This window comes from Bradyrhizobium sp. WSM4873 (genome assembly GCF_055811355.1).
Window position 1 is genome coordinate 1 of sequence record NZ_JBVVPS010000044.1, and the last position, 23,295, is coordinate 23,295.

The window sequence follows — 23,295 nt, forward strand, 5'->3', positions numbered from 1 at the left end:
CCTCCGCCCCCACCGCCACCTTGAGCGAATGTGCCTGCGGAAAGTACTAACGAGGCTACTGCAACGATTATCGACGTCCGGACCATGCTCTTTCCTTCCATATATGGACAAGCAATCGTCGCAAGGCACGGGAGTTCCTAATCAGGTTTCACGATGGCCAGGGACGACTGAGGGGCTCAATTCTCAAAGGGTTCTTTCTTCTGCTTTCGTCGACAGTTCTGGCGTTACCGAAGGTGCCAGCTGGATGGCGTAAACGGCTCCACCAAGAGGTGAACTTTCGACCGCTGCCGCAAAAGCGAAGCCGCTAAGGAGGCAGAGCCTCACACGCGGCAGCTTGCTCAAATCAGAGCGCAAAACCAGGAGAACCGCCGCGTAGCTTCTTTGCTTCAGGAGGGAGCAGCGGAAATTTGGCCCCGCCTTCTCGCTCTCCTGACAATTATAGCCGAAGCCGAAGCTGCCACGGCGAAGTTGAACGCGATGCTCCTTCCCGACATCAAGCGGGTCAAGAGCGTCGACACGATTGCGCGAGGACGCGACATGCGCGCGCGAGGATCTGTCTGAGAGGACGATCGAGTTCTGGGTCAGCTCTGAGACAGGAAATCCAGTATCGGTGCAGGATGCCGTCAGGCCGATCAGCGACGGTTTTGGGATGCTTCCAACGGCAGCGGTTCAAGGCGAGAGGGTGAAGTGTGTTCGTCGGCGGTTTCGGCAAATTGAGTATCATCCGGAAGCGCCCGCTGAGCGCGTCGAGCCATTTCTAAGCTCTCTTCGCCTGCCCCGATATGATGGACCCGGTTTCGCTTGGAAAGGTGATCATGTGCGTGGCGCGCAAGCCGCGCTTGATGTTCTGAGCCAGTCCAGCGCTCAGGAGAAGCGATCCGTCCTTACAGAACTGGTCCCGGAAGGCTCTTGGAGCGCTCCAGTCATGCCGCGGCGGAAATCGGCTCGTTACGTTGGAGACGGAGTGATGAGCCGAATTATAGAGGCAAAAGTCGTCATCCCCGGCGCCGACAAGGGCGGCCAGATTCTTGAGATTGCTTCCTGCTGAGCGGCAAGCGCGTTCTGGTCCGCTCGCCCCTCCAAGACCGGACGCGAGCGGCGTTGACGGCAAAGTCAGCAACGGGCCCATCGCGGACCTTGGCCCGCTGCCCACCGACCGTCAGCTTTTGACCCTGGCTGTGTGAAAAGCCACGAGTCGGCTACGATTCCTCCACTTCCTGATTGGGGGATACGGATGGGACGCTTCGTTGAAGGCGCGGACAGATCCCAGCTGACGCTCTTGCCGGACTGCCTGGAGGATTGGGTGAGCGAGGACAACGCGGTCCATGTGATCGATGCGTTCGTCGCGGCGCTCGATCTGCATAAACTGGGGTTCGAGCGTGTGATCGCCAAGGAGACGGGCCGGCCCTCCTATCATCCTGCGGTCCTTCTGAAGCTTTACATCTACGGTTATCTCAATCGGGTGCAATCCAGTCGCCGCCTGGAACGTGAGGCTTGTCGACCACGACCGCCTTTGAGCTATCCGTTTCCACACAACCAAGACCCACACCGGAACTCGTCGTTCCCATGGCTGAGCCGCGTGCTGAAGGCAGTTAGTCAGCTTTTTCGCTTCTAACTTAACGTATGCTTTAGAGTCTCCTGCCTATTGGAGGTTGCAGGGGATGCCCGATGAACTTGAGCCCTTCTTCCGCCGCCATCCCTTTAGGTCGCTTCGCCCGGGATGAGCGCGGCAATATCGCAGTCATCTTTGCCATTGCCTTGTTGCCGATCTTATCGTTCGTTGGCGCTGCGATCGACTACAGCCGTGCCACCCGCGCCCGCACCGCGATGCAGGGTGCACTAGATTCGGCCGCGTTAATGGTCGCCAAGAACCTGTCCGACGGCAAGATCACGGCTGACCAAGTCCCGACCGCTGGCGCGGCTTACTTCGCCGCACTCTATACCCAGACCGACAGCCAGAACGTCAAGGCATCCGCCACCTACACGGCCAACAACGGCGGCAAGGGATCGACGGTGACGATGACCGCGTCGGGGGAAATCAAGAGCCAGTTTATGCAGATTGCCGGGTTTCCAACCCTCGACTTCAGCGTCGGCTCGACTTCGACTTGGGGGAACAGTCTGCTGCGCGTAGCGCTCGTGCTCGACAACACCGGCTCGATGGCGGGCACCAAGATCAGCAACCTGAAGACCGCATCCAAGAACCTTGTCGACAAGCTCGCGGCGCTGGCGAAAACCCCGGGCGACGTCATGCTCTCCGTGATTCCTTTCGCGAGCGCCGTCAACGTCGGCACCGATAAGGCCTCGGCCGCGTGGCTGCGCTGGGATCTATGGGACCCTAGGTCGGAGGATTCGTCCGGCAACTCCTACTGCAGCAGCGGCCGGAGCTCCTGGTATACGATGGCGATGTGCAAGGGGCACGGCTACACCTGGAGCCATTCCGTCGGCTCGCCTTCGACTTCCAACTGGAACGGCTGCGTCTCCGATCGCGATCAGAGCTATGACGTCTCCGACGCGTGGCCATCGGCGCTGACGACTCAATTTGTCGCCGACCAGGACCCGTATTGCCCTGCCAAGATGCTGGCGCTGACCAGCACACCCAGCACCGTCAAGAGTACTATCGACGCGATGTCGGCGAACGGCGGCACCAATCAGACCATCGGCCTGCACTGGGGCTGGCTATCGCTGCTGCAGCAGGCGCCGCTGAACGCACCGGCCGAGAACGTCAACAACGTGTACCAGCACGTGATCATCCTGTTCACCGACGGCCAGAACACGGTCAACCGCTGGAACGGCGACGGGTCCATGACCTCGTCCTCGACCGAGCGCGGCAAGATCGACACGCGGATGGAGACTCTGTGCGCCGCGGTCAAGGCTAAGAACACAACCATCTACACGGTCCAGCTTGATGACGGGACCGGCGTGTCGCCCGTGCTGCCCAAATGTGCGAGCGGCTCGGCAAACTTCTTCATGCTGAGCAACCCGAGTGAGATCGACACCGCCTTCACCCAGATCGGCACGTCGATCTCCAAGTTGCGCGTTTCAAAATAGACGCACCTGTGCATTTTGCTTGATCCTGACCCTGACGAAGCAAGGTAGCGACAAGCCACCCCTGGCGAAAACGTTGGACGTCATCGATCCGATGCAGATCACTTTTGAAATATTCCGGTTTGCTCCTGAATCGAGAGGCAGAGCGGGGTGTCGCTGATGGCACGGACGTAATACGTCGCAGTTTGCACAAAGCTCCAAATTGAGCCGCGAAAGAGTGCTCACGAAGCTCATGAAGCGGGCGAGGATAGTGGCGACAAACGACGGACGAAAAAAAACCCCGCCGAAGCGGGGTTGTTGATGCGATGCTGGTGAATGCTATCCTTTAGCCATGCATTCTTTGACATACGCCCGCTTCTTCGACAGATGGAGCCCCTGCGCAGAAGCCTCCTTCTTGCAAACCTTCTGCCTCGCGAGCCACTCGGGGCTCTGCGTCGCACTCCCTGCAAGCGCAGGCGTGGCAATCGCTGCTGCCAGCGCAGCGGCTGTGATAACGGCAATGTATTTCATGAAATCTCCAGAACTGTGATGCACCAAGGACCATGTTAGGTTCCCTGATCACGAAGGCAATGTAGAGGGCGCTCAAAATACCATCAAACTGGCTCGCTTTTTGAGTAAGGAGGAGGCAACGTGATGAAGAACCATGCAACGGCGCGCTGCCTTCCCGTCCTGATTGCGGCAAACCGCGCTCGCCCCGATCAAATCATGGTTTTGAACATCACTTTTTAAAGGAGGCGATCATCTCTTCGATCATCACGTAGCCGGTCACGTAAATGCCTACGCCAACTCCGATCAGGACGAATGCAACCCACACCCATAAGGGTGTTGTCTCCCGCTGCTGTTTCATGCTCTCCCCAAACCCGGCTTGCCATTCAATGCAGCTGCGCGGCCAAAACAAGGGCATACCCCGCCGGCCTTAAGCCATCGTCTGCCCATTGCGGCGCGGAATCGAGCCCGATCAACAGTGAAGGGACCTGCGGCGGGGGCTCCGGACCTTAACAAGCGTGCCCCTCCATCGGCCCTTTCAGCTTAACCGGGCTCGCAGTCGCGCTGCTCTCAATTTTAGGCGGGACTGGGAGAGGATTGTTCGCAGCATCAATGTCAGGATTTGGCCCATCGCTGACCTTCTGCGAGCAGCTGGTCCTGGACTGCTTCTGACCCTGGCTGTGTGGAAACGCCGTGCCTGCTATGATTCCCGCACTGAATCGGCGGGGGCTGGCATGGCTCGTTTTGTTCAAGGAGCTGATCGCGGGCAATCTACTTTGTTGCCGGAATGCCTGGACGACTGGGTTGCAGATGACAATCCGGTTCGCGTGATCGACGCCTTCGTTGCAGCCCTCGATCTGGCTGAACTTGGGTTCGGTGGCGTTGAGCCTGCCGGCACAGGTAGGCCGTCGTATCATCCGGCCGCGCTCTTAGGGCTCTACATTTACGGTTATCTCAACCGTGCGCATTCGAGCCCCGGCTTGAGCGTGAAGCTGGCCGCAACGTCGAAGTGATGTGGCTGCTCGCCAGGCTTGCGCCCGATCACAAAACGATTGCCGATTCCCGCAAGGACAATGGTCCCGGCATCAAAAAGGCCTGCGCGCGCTTCGTCGAGGTGTGCCGCAAGATGGGCTTGCTCGCGACAACCAGCGTTGCGATCGACGGCAGCAAATTCAAAGCAGTCAATAATCGCGATAAGAACTTCACGCGCGGCAAAGTCGAGCGGCGGCGCACGCAATTGGAGGAGAGTGTTGCGCGCTATCTCGCTCAGCTCGATACCGCCGACCGGCAGGAGCCGTCGGAAACACTGGAGTTAAAAAAGACGCGGATCAAAGAACGGCTCAAAAATCTGACCGTTGAAATGGCGAAACTCGCAGCGATTGAAAAACAGGTTCTGGCGTCGCCCGATCAGCAGATAACGTTCACTGATCCCGACAGCCGTTCGATGGCCACGAGCGGCCGTGGTTCTGGCGTCGTCGGCTACAACGTGCAGACGGCGGTCGATACAGAAAACCATCTGATCGTCGCGCACGAGGTGACAACAAGCGGCTCAGACCGGTCGCAACTTGCAAATATAGCCCGGCAAGCCAAAGCCGTTCGTGAGGCCGACGCTCGATGTTGTCGCCGATCGCGGCTACTTCAAGGGTGAAGAAATCGTGGCGTGCGAGCAATCTGGCATCACGGTGACTTTGCCCAAGCCGATGACATCGAGTGCGAAGGCTTCGGGACGCTTCGGCAAACAGGACTTTGCTTATCTGCCAAATGAGGATGTTTATCGCTGACCTGCCGGTGAGAAACTCAAATATTATTATACCAACGACGAAGACGGCCAGAAGCTGCGCAACTATTGGACGAACGCCTGCAAAACCTGTCCACTCAAATCGAAGTGCACGCCGAGCCCACAACGCCGTATCAAGCGATGGGTGCATGAGGACGTTCTCGAACCGCTCAGGCGCGGCTCGACAAGATCCAAACGCCATGCGCACACGCCGCGAGACCGTCGAGCATCCGTTCGGCACACTGAAGATGCGCATGGGCGCGACGCACTTCTTGTGCGTGACGCTGCCGAAAGTTGCGACCGAGATGGCGCTGTGCGTGCTCGGCTACAATCTGACACGCGTGCTGAACATCGTCGGGATGAAACCGCTGCTGGCGGCGGTGAGGGCGTGATACGGGCGTTGCCGCGCGCCGTTGCGGTTTATGGGGCGCGTAAAAGAGCCCCGACATTGCCTCAGGATGAGTTCTGGTCGAGCGGCCGTAAAACTTGCCCAAATTGATCGGACCGCGATAGCCTGAGTTCGACCGCGCCGGTCCGCGTCATGCAACAGCGTTTTTACACGACCAAGACCCGGAGCGGACGCCAGACGCGCTCGTTGGTGTATCCGCCCGGCGCAAGGTCATCGACTTTCAAGGCTACGACGTCGCAGCCGCGCAACTTGCTATCGATGGCGACGTTGAACAGTGCCAGATCGCGCATTCGGCCTTCGACCTGGAGCTTGGTTCGGATCGACCAGACGTGCTTCGGACGGAGCGGCGGCTTTCGCCGACGATCTTGCCCTTGTTCCAAGGAACGTGTTTCGAGACAGCAGGGATGGTGCTTGGGATATCGGTCATGGGGACCTCCTCAGCTAATGAGGCTGGTCATTTTCAGCCCGGAGCCCTTCCAATCCCGCGTCCGCTTCTAGACGATTGGAGACGTACTTGTGTCATTTCGAGCTATGACAAGACCGATTTGACCCACTCTAGACGTCAGATGCTTCAGGACCGGCTTGCGCTTGAGAGCGTAGCAGCGTCGCGGCGCATAGCGGGGCAGGTGGTCGCCTGCGCTCAGCAGCGCGCGAGATCAAAAATGTTGGCCGAGGGTTGCATCCAGCCATACGCCATTCCCACGGTCTTACCAGCGCGCCCTCATCGGAAACGCCCCACGCCGCGACGCCGAAACATAGCGTCAGCATCAAGTTCGTCAGCAAGAGCAGGACTGAGAAAAAGTGGCTCACACGCGCACCTGGAACAGAACGTCCCTCCAGTACGGACACAGGTGGATGATTCGAAAACCGCAGCTGCGCTGACCTAACGGCTTTTTCCACAGGTTGTAAAATGCTGGATCAACAGCTTCGAACCGGGACGCTCGCGCCGCGCTGATCGTAGCTAAGCGGCACGGCAGGAGTTATGATCTTTTCCTTCTCGCTCGGGTCATTCGCTTTCAAGGAGTCTGGCAGTGATAAAACTTTTACAAGGAATGCTCCTCACGACCACGGTTCTCGTTGCTGCTAGTGGGGCGCACGCAGCGGGTGGCTGTGGCGAGGGCTGTCATAGGACAAGCGGTGGGGCATGTGTCGTTGACGGCTGGGGTATGGGAGCCAAGGTTCGGAACGAATGCCCGGCGACCTCGCGCCCCCGTCCACCCTGCGGCGGCGGGGATTTCATCTGGGACCGCATCAAACAGGCATGCTTCCAAAATAACCGCAGCTGGTTCTGATCTCGCGTCCCATTCAGGCGCGCTCTACACAGCGCAATCTGATCTCAGGGCGTGCCCTCAGAGCGGGTGCGAACGAGTTCAGACCGGAACAGCTTCGTCCTCATCTCGGCCGTTGCGTTGCTTCGTGACCCGCTGTCGGCGCCGGCGCCGACGGGCTCGATTCCCGTGCTTGCGGTCAGGTGCGGCCCTCCGGGCACGGGGGCCGCATTAGCGCTGGACTTCTATGATGGTGCGCGGTCCCACCGCCCGGCTTACAGCATCGACTGCGGGCTAGCCGTCTTGGCAGGGAATACCGAAGTTGTCACAAGCCAGAGCGAATGACTCCTTTGCTTTTGCATCCTCGAAGCAGAAGCGAGTGCCGACCTCCGCCTGATCGATCCACCAATCGACGTTACCGCCTTTCGCGATGCGGGAGGCTTCGCCGCGTAACAGGTCCAGTTGTCTTCCTGCAGCACGAACGATCAGGCAATTTTTCTGTTTGGACACAATCCTTCTCCAATGGCACAGGACGCCGAAGTCATGGTACAAAGTACGGCGGCCAGATTGATCGCGCTAAGCGCCGTGGACACGAAGGCCGCAGCAGGGGACTGCTGCTGCGGCCCGCGCGGTCAAAGGGTCCGGGTGAAAAGGACTAAGTGAAATATCAGCCAGCCCCGGTGTAATGATCGTATCGCAGCATATCTGGCTCGCAATATGATCTATTTCACAATCGGCACAGGCTTAACAGTCAAGGTGTGGGGCGACCCGCCGGGGCTGGCTGAAGCTGGCGGGTCCTCAACCACAAGCACAAAGTCCCCCAGGGCCCCGTCCCGTCGGGTAGCTTGCGTCAATCGCGTTAAGGGCGAGTTGCGGCTCGCTGGTTCACGCTGGCGGGCCTCTGCCCCGAGGAAAGACTCGCTGGCAAGGTTGGTCTGGGATAGGTTGCCGAACTACGTACATCTCGACGTGACGGCTTTTTAAAAATGCATATTGGAGCAGCAAATGTCGATTATGAGAGCTTTTGCCCTGTTCGTAATTCTTGCATTCGGAGGCGCTGTGATCGCCGCCGGGTTCATGACATCGCCAGCATCGGCTAACAAAATGGATGGTAAGCCTGGGGGCTATGGCTCTCGTACCACGGCGAATTATGGTACCCCGAAGAGCGGCACAGCGAAGCCACCAACCGCAACGAAGAAGCCTCCGCAGTGATCTAATCGGGTCCCACCGGTTCACGCTGGTCGGTCGCCATGCTAGCACGCCGGAGCCGTGCGGAACGCCGCGGCGTCGGTCGCAGGAGCAGCCCTTTAGCCGTTCCTGCGACCTTCACTCTCGAGGCTCCGGCGCTCTGATCCCCATTTGAATCGGCAGTGGGGAGCATTGGGGGCTGGAAGCCAAGCCGTGCCATGTTCGCTCTAATGTGACAAGGCGCCACCGGTAGTTGTATGGAGTCCATTTTCGGAACGGGGTGTTTACTGTCGGAACACCGGCGAGATTTGAGCACCAAGCTATTTGCAGTTGCCTGGGATGGCCGCAGTGGGGCTGCAACCACGCTGCGGCCTTTCCCCTGAGTGAACCCAATTCTTTGTTGAGCCGTATCTGGCGGCGCAAATGTTTTCCTGCGGGGGATTAGTGAGCATTCAAAGCATAGTGGCTACAATATTGGAGCGCGAGCTGGCGGCGCGTGGCGTGCATTCGTTGAGGCATTCTGACTGCATGGAGATCGTTGAAAATCTACTCGTTCGCTTGAAGCAGCTGGACCAGGAATTGGCCGCACGAAACATCGAGCAAGGCTAAATACTCCCTCCGTCGAAGGAGACACGGCCCCGGCTTCAGGGGGCTCTTGAGGGTGGCCGGGGCCGCTCCGCCAGCTCTGGGCGGCGAGCCGGCGGTGTTTAACTTTCAATCAAATTCCATGTTTCTTTTCGGCAATAATAGCGGCATAATTAAACATATTTTAATGTGCCGCTTTTCCGATGAGGTCTTGCCGTGACCCAACCAGTTGAAGATCTGCAGATGCTGCGCCTGATCAAAGCCTTTCAGAACATCACCGACAGGGACACTCGACGCCTCGTCCTGCTGTTCGTCGAGGAGCAGCTCGACAAGCAGCTGGCACAGTCGCGTCGAAAGCTCGGCCGGACCGAGCACTGAGGCCCGATTGCAGGTTTCCGACTTCGCCGTTAGCGTGTTCCCGTTGGGGAACGCGATGAAAGACATGCTCGAACATCTTGCGACACTGCGCGAGCAGATCGTGAAGTGCGAGCAATTGAGAGACGCCGCAAAGTCCGTCATCAAGCGCGAAGCCTTCGCGAGGGTCGTCGCGCACTACACGATCTTGGCAGCCGAGCTGGAACGCGCAATTTCCCAAACCGAGAACGAGTAAGGCCGCCCTTGATTGGGCGGGCGCCTTCTCAGCCGCAGGCACTGCCGCTATTGCGAGGTCTAGGCGGTCTGCCATCAGTGCAGCGCCGCGCGGATGTTCTATGATGAAGGCTTTACATTTGCGGTGTTGAGGCCATGAACCCTAGAAATTCCATTTACCACCCACTGCATGTTCGGCTGTCGAATGAGCGTGGACCGATCGTTCGGCTAACGTTCGCCGAAATAGAGGACGTCCTAGGACGCAAGCTCCCGGCGTCGGCTCGAAAGTTCACCTCGTGGTGGAGCAACGAGAACGTCCGCGCGGGTCACAGTCAAGCACGCGCTTGGCTCGATGCTGGGTTCGCCGTCAAGGTCTCGCTAAAAAATCTGACGGTTGAATTCGAACGTGGAGCGAAGCCGAGCTGATCGCAGCGCCTCACCTCACCAGCTAATTAGGGTCGCGCGTTTCGTCTTGATCTGCGTCAGTTTTTCCAGTGCAGCTTGGCGCAGTTGGGGCATTGGTACACCCCGACTTCGCGACCGGACTGGGTGTCGAGAATGAAGGTTCTCAGGATTGTCGGGATTCGCAGTTATCGCAGCGTGGATGCTGCTCGGCTCTGGCCACTCGCTTCAGCATTGATTCGGTCCCCCAACATTCGGGTGGATACAACGCGCGCCGGAAGGGTGCCTTCACGCAAGTTAAGCGGGGGGCTTTTGATAGCGGAGCCGATTGTGCAGCGCGCATGACGCCAATACGAGCGCACATCGTCGGGCCGCCGCCTTCCACGAGGATTAGCGCTACCATCGGCTTGCCGTTCAGGCGCGGGGTGTTCTTTTCTTAGCAGGCTGCTGATGTACTCGCCGTCTGGCAGCGCGATCGGCTCGTCAAACGGACCACGTCATTCCTTCGCCAGCAAATCCTCGCTCGGCCTAAGCAGCCGCACGTAGGTACCGCTCTCGTGCAGCTCCAGCCAGCCCTTCTCGACAGCGCCCCTGATGCCGGCGCCGAACTCTGCCCCGCTTGCCTTAAGCGTGTAGAGGAATGGGTAGTTGATCTTCTCGATATGGATTCTGCCGTCCTGTACCGCCTCGATGCCCGAAGCCAGCTGAACGAGCTGACGCGCGGCGGCTTCCGGATTGGCAAAACGGCGCTCGGTGACGTGCTTCATCGCTGGAATCAAAACCTCAAGCGCCCATGCTTGGCCTGACTTGCCCGCGACTGTCATGCCAGTTTGGGAGATATGCACAGATCCTGCGGCGCCGCATGCTGAGCAGACGAGACGCAAGCCGACCCGCGACCACGGCTGAGCTTGCGGGAGTGTGTCGAGCCGCACGTCGACCCTGCGATCGCAATGGCCGTTTAGGCGTTGGATGCTGCAGGTCACATGTCGGCCAGCCATTCCGCAGGGCTGCGGGGCGGATAATGGCCAGACCATTTCGAATATCGACGAGCGCGCATGCCGCCAGCAAAGCTGGCATCTTAGGAATCTCGCAAATTGTCGATTCCTAGTAGCTCGGAACGCGGGCGAGCTACCGCTTATCGTAGGTGGGAGAAAGTCGCTTGAAGCTCCGCCGGCTCACGCAGGTGCTCCCCTGAGCGGGCAGAATAGAGCCGCCGGGCAGACAATACCTTGTCCCGGCGGCTTGATATCCGTCCAGCCCCGGGACGGGATTAGCAAAAATCCCGGATACTCGTCAGTATAGGCGCGCGGGTGAAGGTTCAGTTCGCTTTTAAAAATATACCCCAAAGCCCGCCGGCTCATGCCAGCATTGCCATGCTACAATCCAAGGGCGAGTTATTGTCGTATGCTTGCTTTGATTGGGGATGATGCCGAGGCAGGCCGCTATTTTCTTGTAGCGATTTGATCAACTGCAGGTAGCGAGGTGGGCATTATTTGCTTTCATTGCTCTGGCTTTGGTCGCAGGCGCTGTACAGGCTCAGCAGGGCGCGCCTCGCAACCCGCAAAAATTGGAGAAATGCCAGCAGCTCGCCACCGAACGTGGTTTTTCGAGTGTGGGCGGAAGAGGAAAGGGACAAGGTGGCGCAAAGCGGGAGTTCGTGATCGCCTGCATGCACGGGAAGCAAAGCTAAGCAGGCGCTTCGAGCGCCATCTTCGGACAACCCACCGCCGGTCACGCTGGCGGCCATACGGCGAAGGCCGCAGCGGGAGGTTAAATCGCTGCGGCCCCGCGTGGTCAATGCAGCCGGGTTAAAAGAACCAAGTGAAATATGAAGCCAGCCCCGGTGCAGAAAATTCTGCCCCAGCTTCGTCTCGTTTGCAAATACAAATTCGGTGGAACCGAAATCCACGCAGTGGGCATTTCGTTCCAGGAGTGGAACGATTCTGCTAATCTCCGCTCCGGGCGAACCGGAGCTGGCGCGTGCGAAACCACAAACCTAAGCAGTGGACCAAGGGCGAGGTACAGATGCTGATCAAAATGGTCAACGTTGGCTCGACCGCGGGTGAAATCGCAACCGAGCTTGGGAGGTATATCGCGTCCGTCAAACGTGTGGCCCGAGACATGGGATTTTTGCTCCGAAGCGAGAGGAGCGCTGCACAGAGACGTAGACGTATAAATCGCCTGTAGAATCGCTCTATGCTGGCTCAGCCAAACCTTACGGGGAAAGCAGGGAATGGTTAGGCCCGGCGCGTCTTACCGGACAAGGACGCGTCGGGCCGCGAGTGCGTAAACGCGCATTACGCAAGCTGGGGCGCCTTGTCTTGGGAAAATACGGGTTGGCTAGCGAGCGCTTGAGAGGCTGCGGCTTGCGGCTGTGAAATTGGTCTGACCCCCAGCCACTCGGTTGCCGCATCCGGCGCACACAAACCGCGGCTCGACATCAGAGAAGCGAACGTGGTCCGGCCCAACGATCGGCCCTTAGTGCAACGTGATGGCCGCAATGGCAGTGGACCAGGACATTCGCGGAGGCCCATCTCGCGCATCTCGCAAGGTGCCTTCCGAAGCCGAATGCCGGTATCCAAGTGTCGTGGCGGCGAGCGTGAATCGGCCTGGCGCGGCTAGGGAACGTATTCGGCTCCAGGTCTTTCCCGTCCTGGGGCGGCTTTTTGGCAAACCTGACTGAAATGCGCACCTGTGGAACGGGGTGGCATCGCCCCGAATGTCGCGGCTTCGATGCTGCCAGTCTAACGGATACCCTTTGGTACGGAGCCCGCCGGCTCCTTGAATCCTGGCGCCCAGGGGGAGGGCTCCGGGGCGGGCTGGCGGACCGTCCTTGACGCGGCACGGATGCCTTCTTACGCGGCTGCCCTTCTCGTCATTGGCGCATAAGCTTGGACCGCATACCGGTCAGCATGGTGTAGGCAAGGCGCCGCCAGATCAGGTTCATCAGGACTAACATGGCATCCCCGTGTTCGATTACGCCACTTTCGACCCCCTCTGTTTCAGCAAGATTTCGCGGGGCCGGGAAATGGCTTCGTGCGAGGTCGGGGTCGCGTCCCCGGTGCAAGTCGGCATGGCGGCGAGTTAATTCACACCGCCAGGGAGGTCTGAGCGATCGGTATCATAATGGTGCCTGTCGCGGCTGCCCTGCGGGTGGGCGGGAAATCTCATTCTCCAATGGCAATCGGAACGCCGCGGCTGATCGTACAGAAATGGAAAAGCTGCGGGGACCAGTCACGCTGGCGGGGCTTTCGGTTTTTGATTAGCTGCGGCACGAGCGGCGCCTTTCAAGGCCGCTTCGATGGTCTTGAGCCGCGTACCTCGTCGGGATCTTCCGCTTTGCTGCTTAGGCGCTGATGATCGGGACACTCTCGTAACTAGCCACAGATCGCTGCCGCAACTAGCGCATTCATAACGCTTCAGTTCGTAGCCTTTGGTGACGGGGAAAACAGCTTTGAGCAGTCGAGCTTGGCTACAAACGGTGCATCCGGCTTCGCCGTTCACGATCGCCTCCCCCAGGCATTTGGCCGCAATGATGGAGATCAAAACTGAGTCTCGGTTCAGCATCAATAGCGGCTCACGCTGGCGGGGCCTATTTTCGATCGGGCCCCCGGTACTCGTCCGGAGGTGTAAACGCCGGCCATTGGAATTATTGTTCTCACCTTTTGGGGGACCAGCAATGGCGCAAGGCGGCGGCACGGACACGGCACCAACCCTCATTTGCAACAGATGTCAGCGTCCGAGCGGCTGGCGGACGTTCGAGGTGGCAAATTGATGTATCGAACGGCATCGCGTCGCTCGACCGGTGCGGAGAACGTCGCCTCTGTCAGGCGGCCAAGCTCATGCCGCCGATCAGCATGGCTCGCGCAGCTTCGTCGCCGTGAGTATGCCGGAGGGCGGTCACGATGACGGCAATTGCGTCGGGGTTCTTCAGAGCCACAGCAGGTTCGCTTCGCCAGCAAAATATGATGCCGGATGCCGCCCCCTTTCACGCAAGCGATATCGAGCCATCGCGAAGATAGCTCAAAGCGACAAATGCCACCGGCCCATCCGCACTTGCGGAATGCGGGCGCCGCCTTCAGGGTCTAGTCGTGTGGGTCGTTTCCCTTCGGCTCCTGCAAGAATTTTGGCATGTGTCCACGCGCTTCACGATCACGCGGGGCGGGGCGTTCGGACGGGTCGCGACCGAGCTTGGACTGCAGCTCGACGAGGTCGGTGAAGACGTCGGCCTGACGGCGCAGCTCGTCGGCGATCATCGGCGGCTGGCTGGCGATCGTGGAAATCACGGTGACCCGCACGCCGCGGCGCTGAACGGCCTCGACCAGAGAGCGGAAGTCGCCGTCACCCGAGAACAGCACCATCTGGTCGATGTGCTCGGCGAGCTCCATGGCGTTCACGGCGAGCTCGATGTCCATGTTGCCCTTGACCTTGCGGCGGCCGGAGGCGTCGATGAACTCCTTGGTCGCCTTGGTGACGACGGTGTAGCCGTTGTAGTCGAGCCAGTCGATCAGCGGCCGGATCGAGGAGTACTCCTGATCCTCGATGATCGCGGTGTAGTAGAACGCCCTCAGCAGCGTCCCGCGGCTCTGAAACTCCTTCAGCAGGCGCTTGTAATCGATGTCGAAGCCCAGAGTTTTCGCCGTCGCGTAGAGATTGGCTCCATCGATGAAGAGCGCGATCTTGTCGGCAGGTAAATGAGACATCTGTAGGCTTTCGGTGGGGCAAGTCGGAGTTGAAGCATCCCGTAAATTCGCAACGCAAAATTTTCGGTCGCATGGATAGCTACCGGAGATCGTCGAGTAGCAACGAACGTTTTAATCTTCAACTAATATCATATGTATCCGGGCGTGGAACCCCAGCGTTGCCCGAAAGTTCTCCCCGTCAGATTTCGCAATGTGTCCTGGCTTATTTCCAAGTGCGCATTCAAGGTATCCATAGATGAACGCTGACGCTTTTGCTCTCTTTGATCTGTCGAAACATAGGCGCGGTCGTGCCTGGCGATGGTCCGTCATTGACCGATCAGGCACCCCTTTGTTGATTGGCAGCGAGTTCAGCAGGACTGCAGCTCGTTACAGCGCCAGCAAGGCAATCTTCCAGATGTTATTGACCGCTCCTTATCGGAATCAAATTTCTCCAGCGGCCTGGTCGCTCGCCTCGAAGATTGAGGCGCCGCGCACCTCCCCGGACCCAAGGGAGAAGGCGCAGGTTAAAGTCGAGGGGCTAATAGGCGAACGCGCCGGTCTAACGAACTGCGTGAGGGCAGAAGACTTCCTATGCGGTCAAAGTTGATCAGAGGCGCGGCAAGAGCGCGCGGAAACGGCGCATCTGATCACTGCATTTTTCTCCCGAGGTCTCTCAGGAGCGAGTGGAGAAAATCACTGGCATGGTCGTACCGCGTGCCGCCGCTCGCGAGTTCAGGGGCGCGCGGCCCCACTACACTACCGACGTTTTCTGGACCGAGTAGATCGGCTTTTTCAGAGCATTGCTGCAGCGAGCGATCAGGAATGTATTCAGCAGACCCGAACAACCTCAAAAGGCATTTCTCGGCTTCGGCTTTGTGATCGTGATGAGCCTTCGTCGCGTATAAAGCGAATAGTCCAAAAAAAGCATCCCGGGAAACGGCTGGTTTTGCCATTGCAATATCCCTGCAGAATTGAATTCCCAACGAAGAGGCCACCTAAAGGCGGCCTCAGAAGTTCATTGGTTGATCTAAACAACACGTACTAAAACAGCTGCCGCAGCGTTGCCGTTGCTTCAGTCCCGGGTGTAAATAGATGCGAGATGAACGTGCGAGCCCCGGTCACAGGAGCATGCCAAGTTGACTCGCTTCTGCCAACAAGAATCTGACGACTGCCGGGAAAATCTGGCAATCCCAAACCTATGTCAGTTTAATTGACATACGCACAGAGAGCCGTTCGGCGAGCGAACTATCATGATGATCTATCAGGATACGTGCTCGACGAGCTCGGCTATGCCTTGAGTTTGGATTTGAGACTGCGCGCGGAAGTAGAAGCAAAGGGAGGGCCGCTGCGAAGAAGAAGCCCCGTGGAAGTTTGGTGCGATGGTCGGCGCCTCGCCCCTTTGCAGCCGCAGCTGGACTGGACCTTGTACTCACAACCCCAATCAGTCCGCGGCACGGAGTCGGAGCCTTGTCATGCTATATTGCATTCGATGTCGCGCTCAATCCATCACATCGGCAACAGGGAAGCGCAAGCTCGGCGACTGTACAATTCCGGGGCACTGGGTAGGTGGTGAGCAAGAGGGAAGGGCACGTGAGCTCTCGGCTCCTTAGACCGGAACTTCGAAATGGTCGACGCTGCCTTTGCAGCTCCAGCGTTTTGCGCTCACTCCTTGTAGACCACCGTAACCTTGCCATCTTTTGCTTCGATCGGCTTGGCGATCACCACCAGCCTTGAAGGCTCCCGCCTGTGCTCCATGATGCGCAGTTTTATCGGCGTGCGGAAGTTCACCGCTGGGGTGATCTGTGGGGCCTGCACCGCTGCCAGGACAGCCGGATCGGGATCGGGCGCAAGACTCGCCGCAAAGCTGGGCAGAATGCGTCGACGTAGCCTGCCCCGCACCAGCCCGGGAGCATGGACGGAGTAGTAGGCTTCGGCCGCACGTTCTGATCAGCAGAGGCGGGGCTTGCAAGGCACGTTAGCTGTGCGACCGCTGTGTAATGCTTCGGTCAATAATGGCGGACCGCGTCGAGGTGGCGCCTTCAACGCGGTCCTAACTCCGACATTGGGATGAGCAACGTCGGAGCTGACCAGACAGGTATCATCATCGGACTGCCGATGCAGCTCTTTCTGCCTAGAGAGCCCGGGGCGAGCCGCGCGGCATCGCCGCCTGCCCGTCCAGTTCGGCGCTTTTATCCAGTGACGTCCCGGCAACCCGGTCAAGATCAGGACCTAGGCGACTTTGCCGACCCGTGCACCTCATAACTCCGCTTCGCGATCAGCGCGCGCTGCACCGGCGTTAGATCGCGGCACGCTTATGGACAAACGCCACCCCGGCGAGATCATCGCGACGCCATATGAGGTGGCAGGCGAGGCCTGTTCGAAAATGGTCGAACGATAGGTCGAAGTTAGTCGACGGATCGGAGCATTTTCTAGAAGTAGGCCGCCCCAAAAACTGAGAGGTTACATCGCGCAGCGCGTGACTGTCGCTCCGCCTGCGAGCGAGAGCATGACTGTCTGGTCGACAGTTTTGCGTGTGACGCGTCGCCGTTCAAAACCCGTCCATTCAACACACACTTTGCCTCCGAACCTCAGCAGCATTGTGGGCGGGATCGCCGACCGAGGGGGCGGCGACCCCTCGCCGCGAAGCCGCCGTTACGCAAGACGAGGACGACTTCGCGACTGCATGAAGCATCGGGCCCGTTGTCGAGCGGCGCAAGAACAACTGTGCGTTAGTGTTACTTGGCAATGAGAGGCAATTCGACCGACTATGGAGGACGCGGCAAGAACATAAGAACGATTTGTGCGGTCGCTGCACCCACGATGCCGCTTAGGATTTTCTGCGCAGCGTGGAAGAGGCTGGGATAGCGGTCAGGGCGAACGATTTGCGACAGTTCTATTGCGAGTGAAGTCACTATGAGAAAGCCGCAAACGATCATCATCCTGCCCGGCAAAAGGAGCGATAACGCAGATCCAAAAAGGGCCCATACGGACAATCGCTCAATGAGCATCACGCGATCGTCGTAGTGGTGCCCGCCGATGACCGGCCAGCCTTTCAGCGCGGCCACTGCTGCGTACGTTGTCAGAGCAAGGCCCACTCCCGTCAGAATCGTCAGTTGGCGGTTCAAACGCATAAGGACAACAATACGCCGCCTCGGCTTCCATGCGCCGTTGGAATTCAAATATCCTTAATCGGAAAGCAGGACTGCCCTAATTAGATCCGGCAATCAATTTGAACCGCTCGAGCGCAAGCAGTGAACTCGCATCTCAACGTGCTCTGGATTGTCGAGCAGAAGCGCGCAGCGTCGGGCTCACAGCTTCCGGTGGGCGAACTGTTCAAAAGTGGACACTTACACGGCCGGCTCCGGCATTCGTAAGTTCGCCAAGCTCCTTCCGAGCCGTCAGACGAAGCTTGATTTGTTGGGGACCATGTCGCTAAGGTGATTGCCGGGAGCGCCCCTGGGGTGGAGCGCTTCAAACATGATTGGTCCTCGTACCGCTTTTATTGTTTTCAGGGTCGCCTTTGCTATTATCGTCGCTTTTGCCGCAGTAACGACATCTCGATATCTCGCCGCCATGCACTCGAAGTCTCCAAGACAGGTAGCTTCGGTCCAGCACGCCCTGGTCTGACCCAACGTGAAGCGCGCTCGAAAGCGAATAATCCGTGCGGTTGTTATCCTCGCCGTCGCTGCGGGGCTTTCGGCCTGCTCGCGTGAGGAAGACGTCACGAACTCGACGAATGCATGCGCTGCAAAAATGTTCTCGCCTTTTGATCCGAAGAACTATGATCAATGCGTCAAGGCTTGCATTAGGTGCGACAACGGCGTGATGACGACGTGCTCGACGTCGTGTCGTCTGAAGGGCGCTCGGTGAATTCGCGTTCTGTACGGCGCGGCTGCGCGACGGCGGAATTCGACTTAAGTCAGAGCCGAGCTACTATTGCTTGCGACGCGAACCCGATATATCGTCCTGTCTTAATTCTTATCGACCCTTTTTAGTACACTACAAATTTAATCGCGCTTCCGACGGGGAGCTTTGTTCATGCAAATCGATTTTAGGCGCGCCGCGCGCACCGCGGCGAGTGTCGCCCAGGTGGAAGAAGCAGTCGCCGATCCGACAGCTGCGACGAAGCCCGCCGCCGCGAACGACAATCTTGAAGTCGCGTACTGGCCATTCATCCCGCTTCCCAACGGGTGGTATGCGATGTCTTGAAACCTTGGAACAGCCATACAAAGTGCCTGGAACACAACGCAGTGGGGGTGGTCTATGTCGAATAAGCACACGAATATTGCTGCGCGCGTCCAACTCCTCAACAACAACCAAATCGCGCGTTTGGCGACAAAATTGCAAACTGAGAAAAAATACGAAGAAGTTCTCCTTCTCAGGGAGAGACTTCGGCTGGCCACTGTTAGCGCGAGAACGCTTCGGACACCGCGTGCGAAGGATCCGGGTAACCTTGCTGCGTTACCTTAATCCCAGCGCAGTCTTGCAAGTCGCCTGACGTCCACAGCAGTATCGTTGTGCCAGTCGTCTGACCGCCTAAGGCCAGAATTTTCAGCACTGGCACGGGCCGCCAGCGGATTGGCTGGTAAGCTGGCGGCCCACTTCTGGCATTCTCTCGGAAGCGGCGAACGCATCGAATGGCAGACGTTGTCGTCATCTTGCTTATCTTCGGTGCCGGGTTTGGCGTTGGCTACGGCGTTCGCGAGCATATTTCTGATCGCCGACGTGAGCGCTCAAAGCGACTTAGGCCGCCGGAACGGTAGGCAGATTGACTTGCACCCCCGGCTAAGCAGGCGTGACCAGCGCGTAACCATGCTTCAACGCGCCTCAAAGATCTGTTTTAGGCTGGGGTCCTCTAATACCCCATCGGCTGCGCTGAACCACTCACCGGGCGCAAGACCCCTAGTCGCCTCGGGGACGGATGTGTGGGCCGTTGAACAGCTTCCCGCTAAGCAGAACGCTGTACTTTACGCGGCGATGTCGAAGGAAGCGATCAGTTCGCGCATATCCTTTGCCAAATCGCGATAACGCTGGCCAGCGCGTAGGTACAGCTGTCGATCGTTTTCATTCGCTCGCTCAGCGATCAATTCGCATTCAGTGGCGAGGCATTCAAAACGTTCAAGCTTGGCTTCGAACCCGGTCATACGACGCCCTCCGCACTATTATTTTTCTTCAAAAGGACGGCGATCATAATTTTCAGCTCAGCTCAAGGCAACCTTGATCTTCAGTCCAAAGGAGGTCGCAGAATACCTCTCGCGGTGGCGTCTGAAGGGCGCGCGGTGAGTTTATTGGTACGCCGTACCTGCCCGCAACCGAGCCAGTAGCATCGAGAGAGACCCAGTAGCGATTGCCGGCCCTCGTTCTAATACCCGTGCCTCTGGCAAAGTTGGGCGGCGCCGCCTGGCAATGGCAAGCGACCCCTCGCAGCAAAAGCGCCCGTACGCGAAACGAAAGCTCTTTCACGACTGTAGGTACCCTCCGATGAAGTGGCGCTTTACTGCAATATGATTAGGCTTACCTGGACGGCTTGGGTTCATTGTGCGCGACGGCTCTCTCCACCTCTGCCATCGTTCTTTCGTAAGCTTTGCGCAGCTGTTCGGCGTGAGCGGCGTTCTCCGGCTCCATGAGATGTGCAACCTTGATCATCAGCTTGTTCAAAAGGTTCGTGACGCGGCCATTTTCCGAATGGCGGCTTCGCAGGACGCTAATCTCTCGACGCATTTCGACGAGATCGAGCGGTTCCTTTGACGGCCTCTGCAAAATCAACTCGCGCGCGTTGTTGGACGAACGAAGACGACGCGCCGAATATGAGAGCGCGCCGACTTTCGCCATGGTGGGCCCGGGCGATGCAATGTCCGGTAAGCGAATCTTAGCGCGGAGTAGAACGCACACAACCAAACTCGCGGATTAACATTGATGCGGGGCTTGCAGGTTAACCGGCCGCACGGCTTTGCAGAGCGTGGATGAGCCAATGGACTTCGACGCCGCCGGATCATCGTTTTCCACGCACCAGCAAGGTCCACACCGGCGCCTTCCCGTCCCAGCGCCGAAGCCGCCCATAGAATCGCACCCGAACACCAGCCTCTTTCAGGCGCTCGACCACGAGATGCAATGCGATAACGTCGCCCTCTGCCAATTCCACACAATCCCGCTTGCGGGACCAGACCGCACCGGGGAAGCGAAACAGGTTGTGCTTCAACCATCGAGCGCCGCGCGCCGATAACGGCTGTAGGTCCACGTGGGTGCCGTCCCGAGGTCGCAGGCCGATGTCCGGAATGCGGAGTAGATTTGCGATCCAGCCCAAAATTAACTCCTAGTCACAATAGTCTTTCGGTGCACGTCGTTCGCGCCGCAGCGTCCATTAGGCACTTCGGACGAACCTGCCTGATTGGGGACGCCAATCGCCAATAAGCGCTGTGAGGGCGTCACCACAGCGGGTAGCGGCCAACAAGATGGTAAGCAGGGGAGACTTGGCGGCAAGCAGGGTTGTCTTTTGCCGAGGTCTCTTCGGTGAGTCCGTGCGAGCAAAATCTCATTCTCCACCAGTAGATGGTCGCGTCGTCTTATCCGTGGCGGCTGCGACGAGTATGAAGCGACCACCAGTGCAGCAGCATTTGGCATAGGGTATATCGCCACGCGCTTAGTCCGGCGCCGGCCGCCGGCACTTGACAGATAAGCAAACCGAGTCGCGGCGAGGCCACCGCGACAATAGAAACTAGAGAGCAATGAACGCATGCATTAACGCACTCCCACAGCCGGTGCCTGATACGCTTGCCCACGCAATTGCATGGCTAGCCCTAACGCCGGCGCGGTAGCCGTTTTCAGGATCGGTCTCGCCACAGATGGGCGAACTTCGCGGCGCTCGAACCAACAAGCCCGCCGATAACCTTTTGCGCAGCGTCCGCGATGTGGCCATGGCGGTCAGGCGTGAGATGTTGCAGCAGCTCGAGCGAAACGGCCACACCGAATATGAATACCATCACCATTGTGAATTGGCGAGGATATGCCACTACGAAGAGAACGCCGAGGGCACCGTAAGCTGCGAAACGCTCGAACCCGGCAGATCCTAATTCAGGGCGCAAGCCGATCGGAGAGAGTGTTACAAAGGCGATGGATCCGAGGCCGCACCAGGCAATCAAAATGATTAATTTCCGCATCATGTCGCGAAAATAGTGCCTTCTGCACACGCCGTCCACTCCTCAGAGGCTTTCGCGTGGTGGCTGTCAAGAACATCGTAGGCCATGCCTGCAACGGCCCGACAAGACACCCGTCCTTTGCGGCTGCGCGTCGCCGAAAACGGAAAGGGGCGTGTTGTATAAGAACACTGATAGGCGCAGTGCCGAAGCCGAATGGGTTGGGGTAGCAGACACGGACCGGCGGCGGCGCCAGTCCAAGAAGTTCAGGATCGCCGTCGAGAGCTTACGGGCGCCGCGTCGGGGCACCATAGGCCAGCCCCTTCGCCGTGGCGGAGAAACCATTTCCGGGCGCAACGAAGCGATCCTGAAACACTCCCACCCTAACGTTCCACGCGATGATAAACAACGGGATGTGGTCATGCTGGCGCTTATCAATGTACTTTACGAACAATTCGTGCAGGCGGCTCTTCTGGGCATCTCGAGAAAATGGGTGAGGCCATGACAGAGATGGCAATTGCCACGTTGGCCTTCCTGAGTGTCGTGATCTTTTTGGCGCACGCCTTTGACGCGTTCAGGATGCGCTGAAAGAACAGAAGCACCATCGGCGGCTGCGCCGCGCGCGCTCCAGTGATTCGGACTGGGGCCGGATTTGATCGGATTTCGACTCGGACCGCCGGGTTATCTTTCGGTCGTCCCAGTCGCTTTGTCGGCGGATTTCAGGCAGGTTTTGCCTGATTTCGGTGAGCCAGTGCTACTAGTCGCCAAATGCCCCGCTTTCGAATTAACCAAAATGGCAAGTTTCGCCTCATTCCGGACCCATTTCGTGGCATCTTATTAAGATTGCCAATGTGGGGACTGGCAAATGCCAAAAGCTATTGTACTTGGGGTGCTTGGCTCAGTTGCAATCTGCGCGATCGCCGCTGGGGGCAGCAGGTCGGATCCACCCCCTCAGTCAGAGGTGCTTCTAGTATTCGCTGCACCGGCGTCGGCTGCGAGCACGAAGAAATCCGATAGGCTGGAAACTCTTGTAGGGAATGACCTGGATCTGCCGAAGCAGATAACGGAGGTGAGCTTCATAGCTGCAGAGCAGGGACCTCTTCCCGCTCCTCCGATTAGCCGTCCTAGCCAAACACCTGATTTCATTCCTCGTCACTGGCGCGACCCGTATGCTCCAAAGCCTGAGGCTCAAAAGCACGCGGGCGTCGCAAAGAAGCGGGTCAAGCGAGCTGCCGAAGTAGTTCAAGCGAGCTTGGCGAAGGAATGCCCAAACGATCGGTTTGCGCCGCTCCTGAGAAAGCTTGGGTTGGCTGCCGCCTGCGACACCTAGAGCAGCGGCGTGGGATCGGTTTGCCGGCTGGAGAGCACATTCACGGCGCTCGGTCTTGATGGACAATCCTCGGGCGCTCGTGTGCGCCACGACGCGATGAGCGATCGGTTCAGTTCAATGACAGGCTAATCGCCTTGTTGAGATGAACACGAACGCCGTGAGTTTCGCGCCTCTCATCTCGGCCCGGTGCCCCCGGAGGTCGATCTGCAGCTGCGTCCGACTGCGCTCAAACTGCGTCTCGCCAGCGCTTCCGCCTTCAGCGCCTTGGCGAGAGGGCTACGCTGTTGCAGTGACCTGCCTCAATCCGTCGGCGCCGACCCAGCGGGCTCCTCGAACAGCCCATAGAGGGCGTCAAGAAGAAGACGAATTTGTCCTGGTCGAATTCGTTTGCGACCCGGCTGC

At 58.5% G+C, this 23,295-nt stretch carries 23 protein-coding genes and 3 pseudogenes; 12 read left to right on the forward strand and 14 right to left on the reverse strand.

Translation table 11 applies throughout. From position 1 onward, the window contains the following. Positions 1-1,234 precede the first annotated feature (1,234 nt). Positions 1,235-1,501: pseudogene (locus AC0L21_RS34060) on the forward strand (transposase); the annotation flags it as partial. 167 nt (positions 1,502-1,668) lie between these two features. Further along, the gene (locus AC0L21_RS34065) at positions 1,669-3,048 is read left to right on the forward strand and encodes a TadE/TadG family type IV pilus assembly protein (RefSeq protein ID WP_473266065.1); all 1,380 of its coding nucleotides are present in this window, start codon (positions 1,669-1,671) and stop codon (positions 3,046-3,048) included. A gap of 315 nt (positions 3,049-3,363) precedes the next feature. Here the strand turns inward: AC0L21_RS34065 and AC0L21_RS34070 are convergent, their stop codons facing one another. Further along, positions 3,364-3,555 carry a hypothetical protein gene (locus AC0L21_RS34070; RefSeq protein ID WP_473266067.1) on the reverse strand — a complete coding sequence of 64 codons (192 nt, stop codon included), beginning with the start codon at positions 3,553-3,555 and terminating at the stop codon, positions 3,364-3,366. A 208-nt stretch (positions 3,556-3,763) separates the two neighbouring features. After that, positions 3,764-3,892: a hypothetical protein gene (locus AC0L21_RS34075; protein ID WP_473266069.1), complete on the reverse strand. Its 129-nt coding sequence runs from the start codon at positions 3,890-3,892 to the stop codon at positions 3,764-3,766. Positions 3,893-4,265: 373 nt separating this feature from the next. Between AC0L21_RS34075 and AC0L21_RS34080 the strand changes: the two genes are divergently transcribed. From AC0L21_RS34080 to AC0L21_RS34095, 4 genes and pseudogenes are all read left to right on the forward strand, one after another. Then, on the forward strand, positions 4,266-4,544 hold the full coding sequence (locus AC0L21_RS34080; RefSeq protein WP_473266070.1) for a transposase: 279 nt from the start codon (positions 4,266-4,268) through the stop codon (positions 4,542-4,544). Further along, positions 4,544-5,179, forward strand: a complete 636-nt coding sequence (locus AC0L21_RS34085; protein WP_473266071.1) for a transposase — start codon at positions 4,544-4,546, stop codon at positions 5,177-5,179. Before AC0L21_RS34080 ends, AC0L21_RS34085 begins: the two co-directional genes overlap by 1 nt. 187 nt (positions 5,180-5,366) lie before the next feature. Then, a pseudogene (locus AC0L21_RS34090) lies at positions 5,367-5,468 on the forward strand (hypothetical protein); the annotation flags it as partial. Continuing rightward, a complete protein-coding gene (locus tag AC0L21_RS34095; RefSeq protein ID WP_473266073.1) occupies positions 5,458-5,700 on the forward strand; it encodes a transposase in 243 nt (80 codons plus the stop codon). The pseudogene AC0L21_RS34090 and the gene AC0L21_RS34095, both read left to right, overlap by 11 nt. A 196-nt stretch (positions 5,701-5,896) precedes the next feature. Here AC0L21_RS34095 and AC0L21_RS34100 read toward each other — a convergent pair. Continuing rightward, positions 5,897-6,144 (reverse strand): annotated as a pseudogene (locus AC0L21_RS34100) (tyrosine-type recombinase/integrase); the annotation flags it as partial. Positions 6,145-6,769: 625 nt separating this feature from the next. Here AC0L21_RS34100 and AC0L21_RS34105 point away from each other — a divergent pair. After that, complete coding sequence (locus tag AC0L21_RS34105) at positions 6,770-7,009, forward strand: hypothetical protein (protein WP_473266128.1); 240 nt, start codon at positions 6,770-6,772, stop codon at positions 7,007-7,009. A gap of 270 nt (positions 7,010-7,279) precedes the next feature. Here AC0L21_RS34105 and AC0L21_RS34110 read toward each other — a convergent pair whose 3' ends face one another. Continuing rightward, positions 7,280-7,495 (reverse strand): hypothetical protein, encoded by a 216-nt coding sequence (locus AC0L21_RS34110; RefSeq protein ID WP_473266075.1) that lies wholly within the window; start codon positions 7,493-7,495, stop codon positions 7,280-7,282. Positions 7,496-8,974: 1,479 nt separating this feature from the next. Here AC0L21_RS34110 and AC0L21_RS34115 point away from each other — a divergent pair. The 3 genes from AC0L21_RS34115 to AC0L21_RS34125 all read left to right on the forward strand — a co-directional run bounded on the left by AC0L21_RS34115 (position 8,975) and on the right by AC0L21_RS34125 (position 9,772). Next, positions 8,975-9,136: a hypothetical protein gene (locus tag AC0L21_RS34115; protein WP_007606690.1), complete on the forward strand. Its 162-nt coding sequence runs from the start codon at positions 8,975-8,977 to the stop codon at positions 9,134-9,136. Positions 9,137-9,191: 55 nt separating this feature from the next. Beyond that, the gene (locus AC0L21_RS34120) at positions 9,192-9,368 is read left to right on the forward strand and encodes a hypothetical protein (RefSeq protein ID WP_456765783.1); all 177 of its coding nucleotides are present in this window, start codon (positions 9,192-9,194) and stop codon (positions 9,366-9,368) included. A gap of 134 nt (positions 9,369-9,502) precedes the next feature. Then, positions 9,503-9,772 (forward strand): DUF7662 domain-containing protein, encoded by a 270-nt coding sequence (locus tag AC0L21_RS34125; RefSeq protein WP_456765782.1) that lies wholly within the window; start codon positions 9,503-9,505, stop codon positions 9,770-9,772. Between the two features lie 473 nt (positions 9,773-10,245). Here the strand turns inward: AC0L21_RS34125 and AC0L21_RS34130 are convergent, their stop codons facing one another. The 6 genes from AC0L21_RS34130 to AC0L21_RS34155 all read right to left on the reverse strand — a co-directional run bounded on the left by AC0L21_RS34130 (position 10,246) and on the right by AC0L21_RS34155 (position 17,609). Continuing rightward, complete coding sequence (locus AC0L21_RS34130) at positions 10,246-10,515, reverse strand: hypothetical protein (protein WP_473266077.1); 270 nt, start codon at positions 10,513-10,515, stop codon at positions 10,246-10,248. A 722-nt stretch (positions 10,516-11,237) separates the two neighbouring features. After that, positions 11,238-11,657, reverse strand: coding sequence for a hypothetical protein (locus tag AC0L21_RS34135; RefSeq protein ID WP_473266078.1), 420 nt, complete (start codon positions 11,655-11,657; stop codon positions 11,238-11,240). Between the two features lie 2,176 nt (positions 11,658-13,833). After that, positions 13,834-14,451: a LabA-like NYN domain-containing protein gene (locus AC0L21_RS34140; RefSeq protein ID WP_007606694.1), complete on the reverse strand. Its 618-nt coding sequence runs from the start codon at positions 14,449-14,451 to the stop codon at positions 13,834-13,836. A 626-nt stretch (positions 14,452-15,077) separates the two neighbouring features. Then, the gene (locus AC0L21_RS34145; protein WP_473266080.1) at positions 15,078-15,383 is read right to left on the reverse strand and encodes a hypothetical protein; all 306 of its coding nucleotides are present in this window, start codon (positions 15,381-15,383) and stop codon (positions 15,078-15,080) included. 709 nt (positions 15,384-16,092) lie between these two features. Next, on the reverse strand, positions 16,093-16,218 hold the full coding sequence (locus tag AC0L21_RS34150; RefSeq protein ID WP_473266082.1) for a hypothetical protein: 126 nt from the start codon (positions 16,216-16,218) through the stop codon (positions 16,093-16,095). A 977-nt stretch (positions 16,219-17,195) separates the two neighbouring features. Next, a complete protein-coding gene (locus tag AC0L21_RS34155; protein WP_473266084.1) occupies positions 17,196-17,609 on the reverse strand; it encodes a VanZ family protein in 414 nt (137 codons plus the stop codon). A gap of 859 nt (positions 17,610-18,468) precedes the next feature. Here AC0L21_RS34155 and AC0L21_RS34160 point away from each other — a divergent pair. Continuing rightward, complete coding sequence (locus tag AC0L21_RS34160) at positions 18,469-18,639, forward strand: hypothetical protein (protein WP_473266085.1); 171 nt, start codon at positions 18,469-18,471, stop codon at positions 18,637-18,639. A 758-nt stretch (positions 18,640-19,397) separates the two neighbouring features. On the opposite strand, the gene AC0L21_RS34165 is transcribed toward AC0L21_RS34160, so the two are convergent. From AC0L21_RS34165 to AC0L21_RS34180, 4 genes are all read right to left on the reverse strand, one after another. Beyond that, on the reverse strand, positions 19,398-19,574 hold the full coding sequence (locus AC0L21_RS34165) for a hypothetical protein (RefSeq protein WP_007606697.1): 177 nt from the start codon (positions 19,572-19,574) through the stop codon (positions 19,398-19,400). Between the two features lie 370 nt (positions 19,575-19,944). Continuing rightward, positions 19,945-20,262 (reverse strand): hypothetical protein, encoded by a 318-nt coding sequence (locus tag AC0L21_RS34170; protein ID WP_473266086.1) that lies wholly within the window; start codon positions 20,260-20,262, stop codon positions 19,945-19,947. Between the two features lie 160 nt (positions 20,263-20,422). Then, positions 20,423-20,734 carry a hypothetical protein gene (locus AC0L21_RS34175; RefSeq protein WP_473266088.1) on the reverse strand — a complete coding sequence of 104 codons (312 nt, stop codon included), beginning with the start codon at positions 20,732-20,734 and terminating at the stop codon, positions 20,423-20,425. 517 nt (positions 20,735-21,251) lie between these two features. Further along, on the reverse strand, positions 21,252-21,617 hold the full coding sequence (locus tag AC0L21_RS34180; protein ID WP_473266089.1) for a VanZ family protein: 366 nt from the start codon (positions 21,615-21,617) through the stop codon (positions 21,252-21,254). Between the two features lie 121 nt (positions 21,618-21,738). Here AC0L21_RS34180 and AC0L21_RS34185 point away from each other — a divergent pair, with 121 nt between their 5' ends. Beyond that, on the forward strand, positions 21,739-22,068 hold the full coding sequence (locus AC0L21_RS34185; protein ID WP_473266091.1) for a hypothetical protein: 330 nt from the start codon (positions 21,739-21,741) through the stop codon (positions 22,066-22,068). Positions 22,069-23,295 lie beyond the last annotated feature (1,227 nt).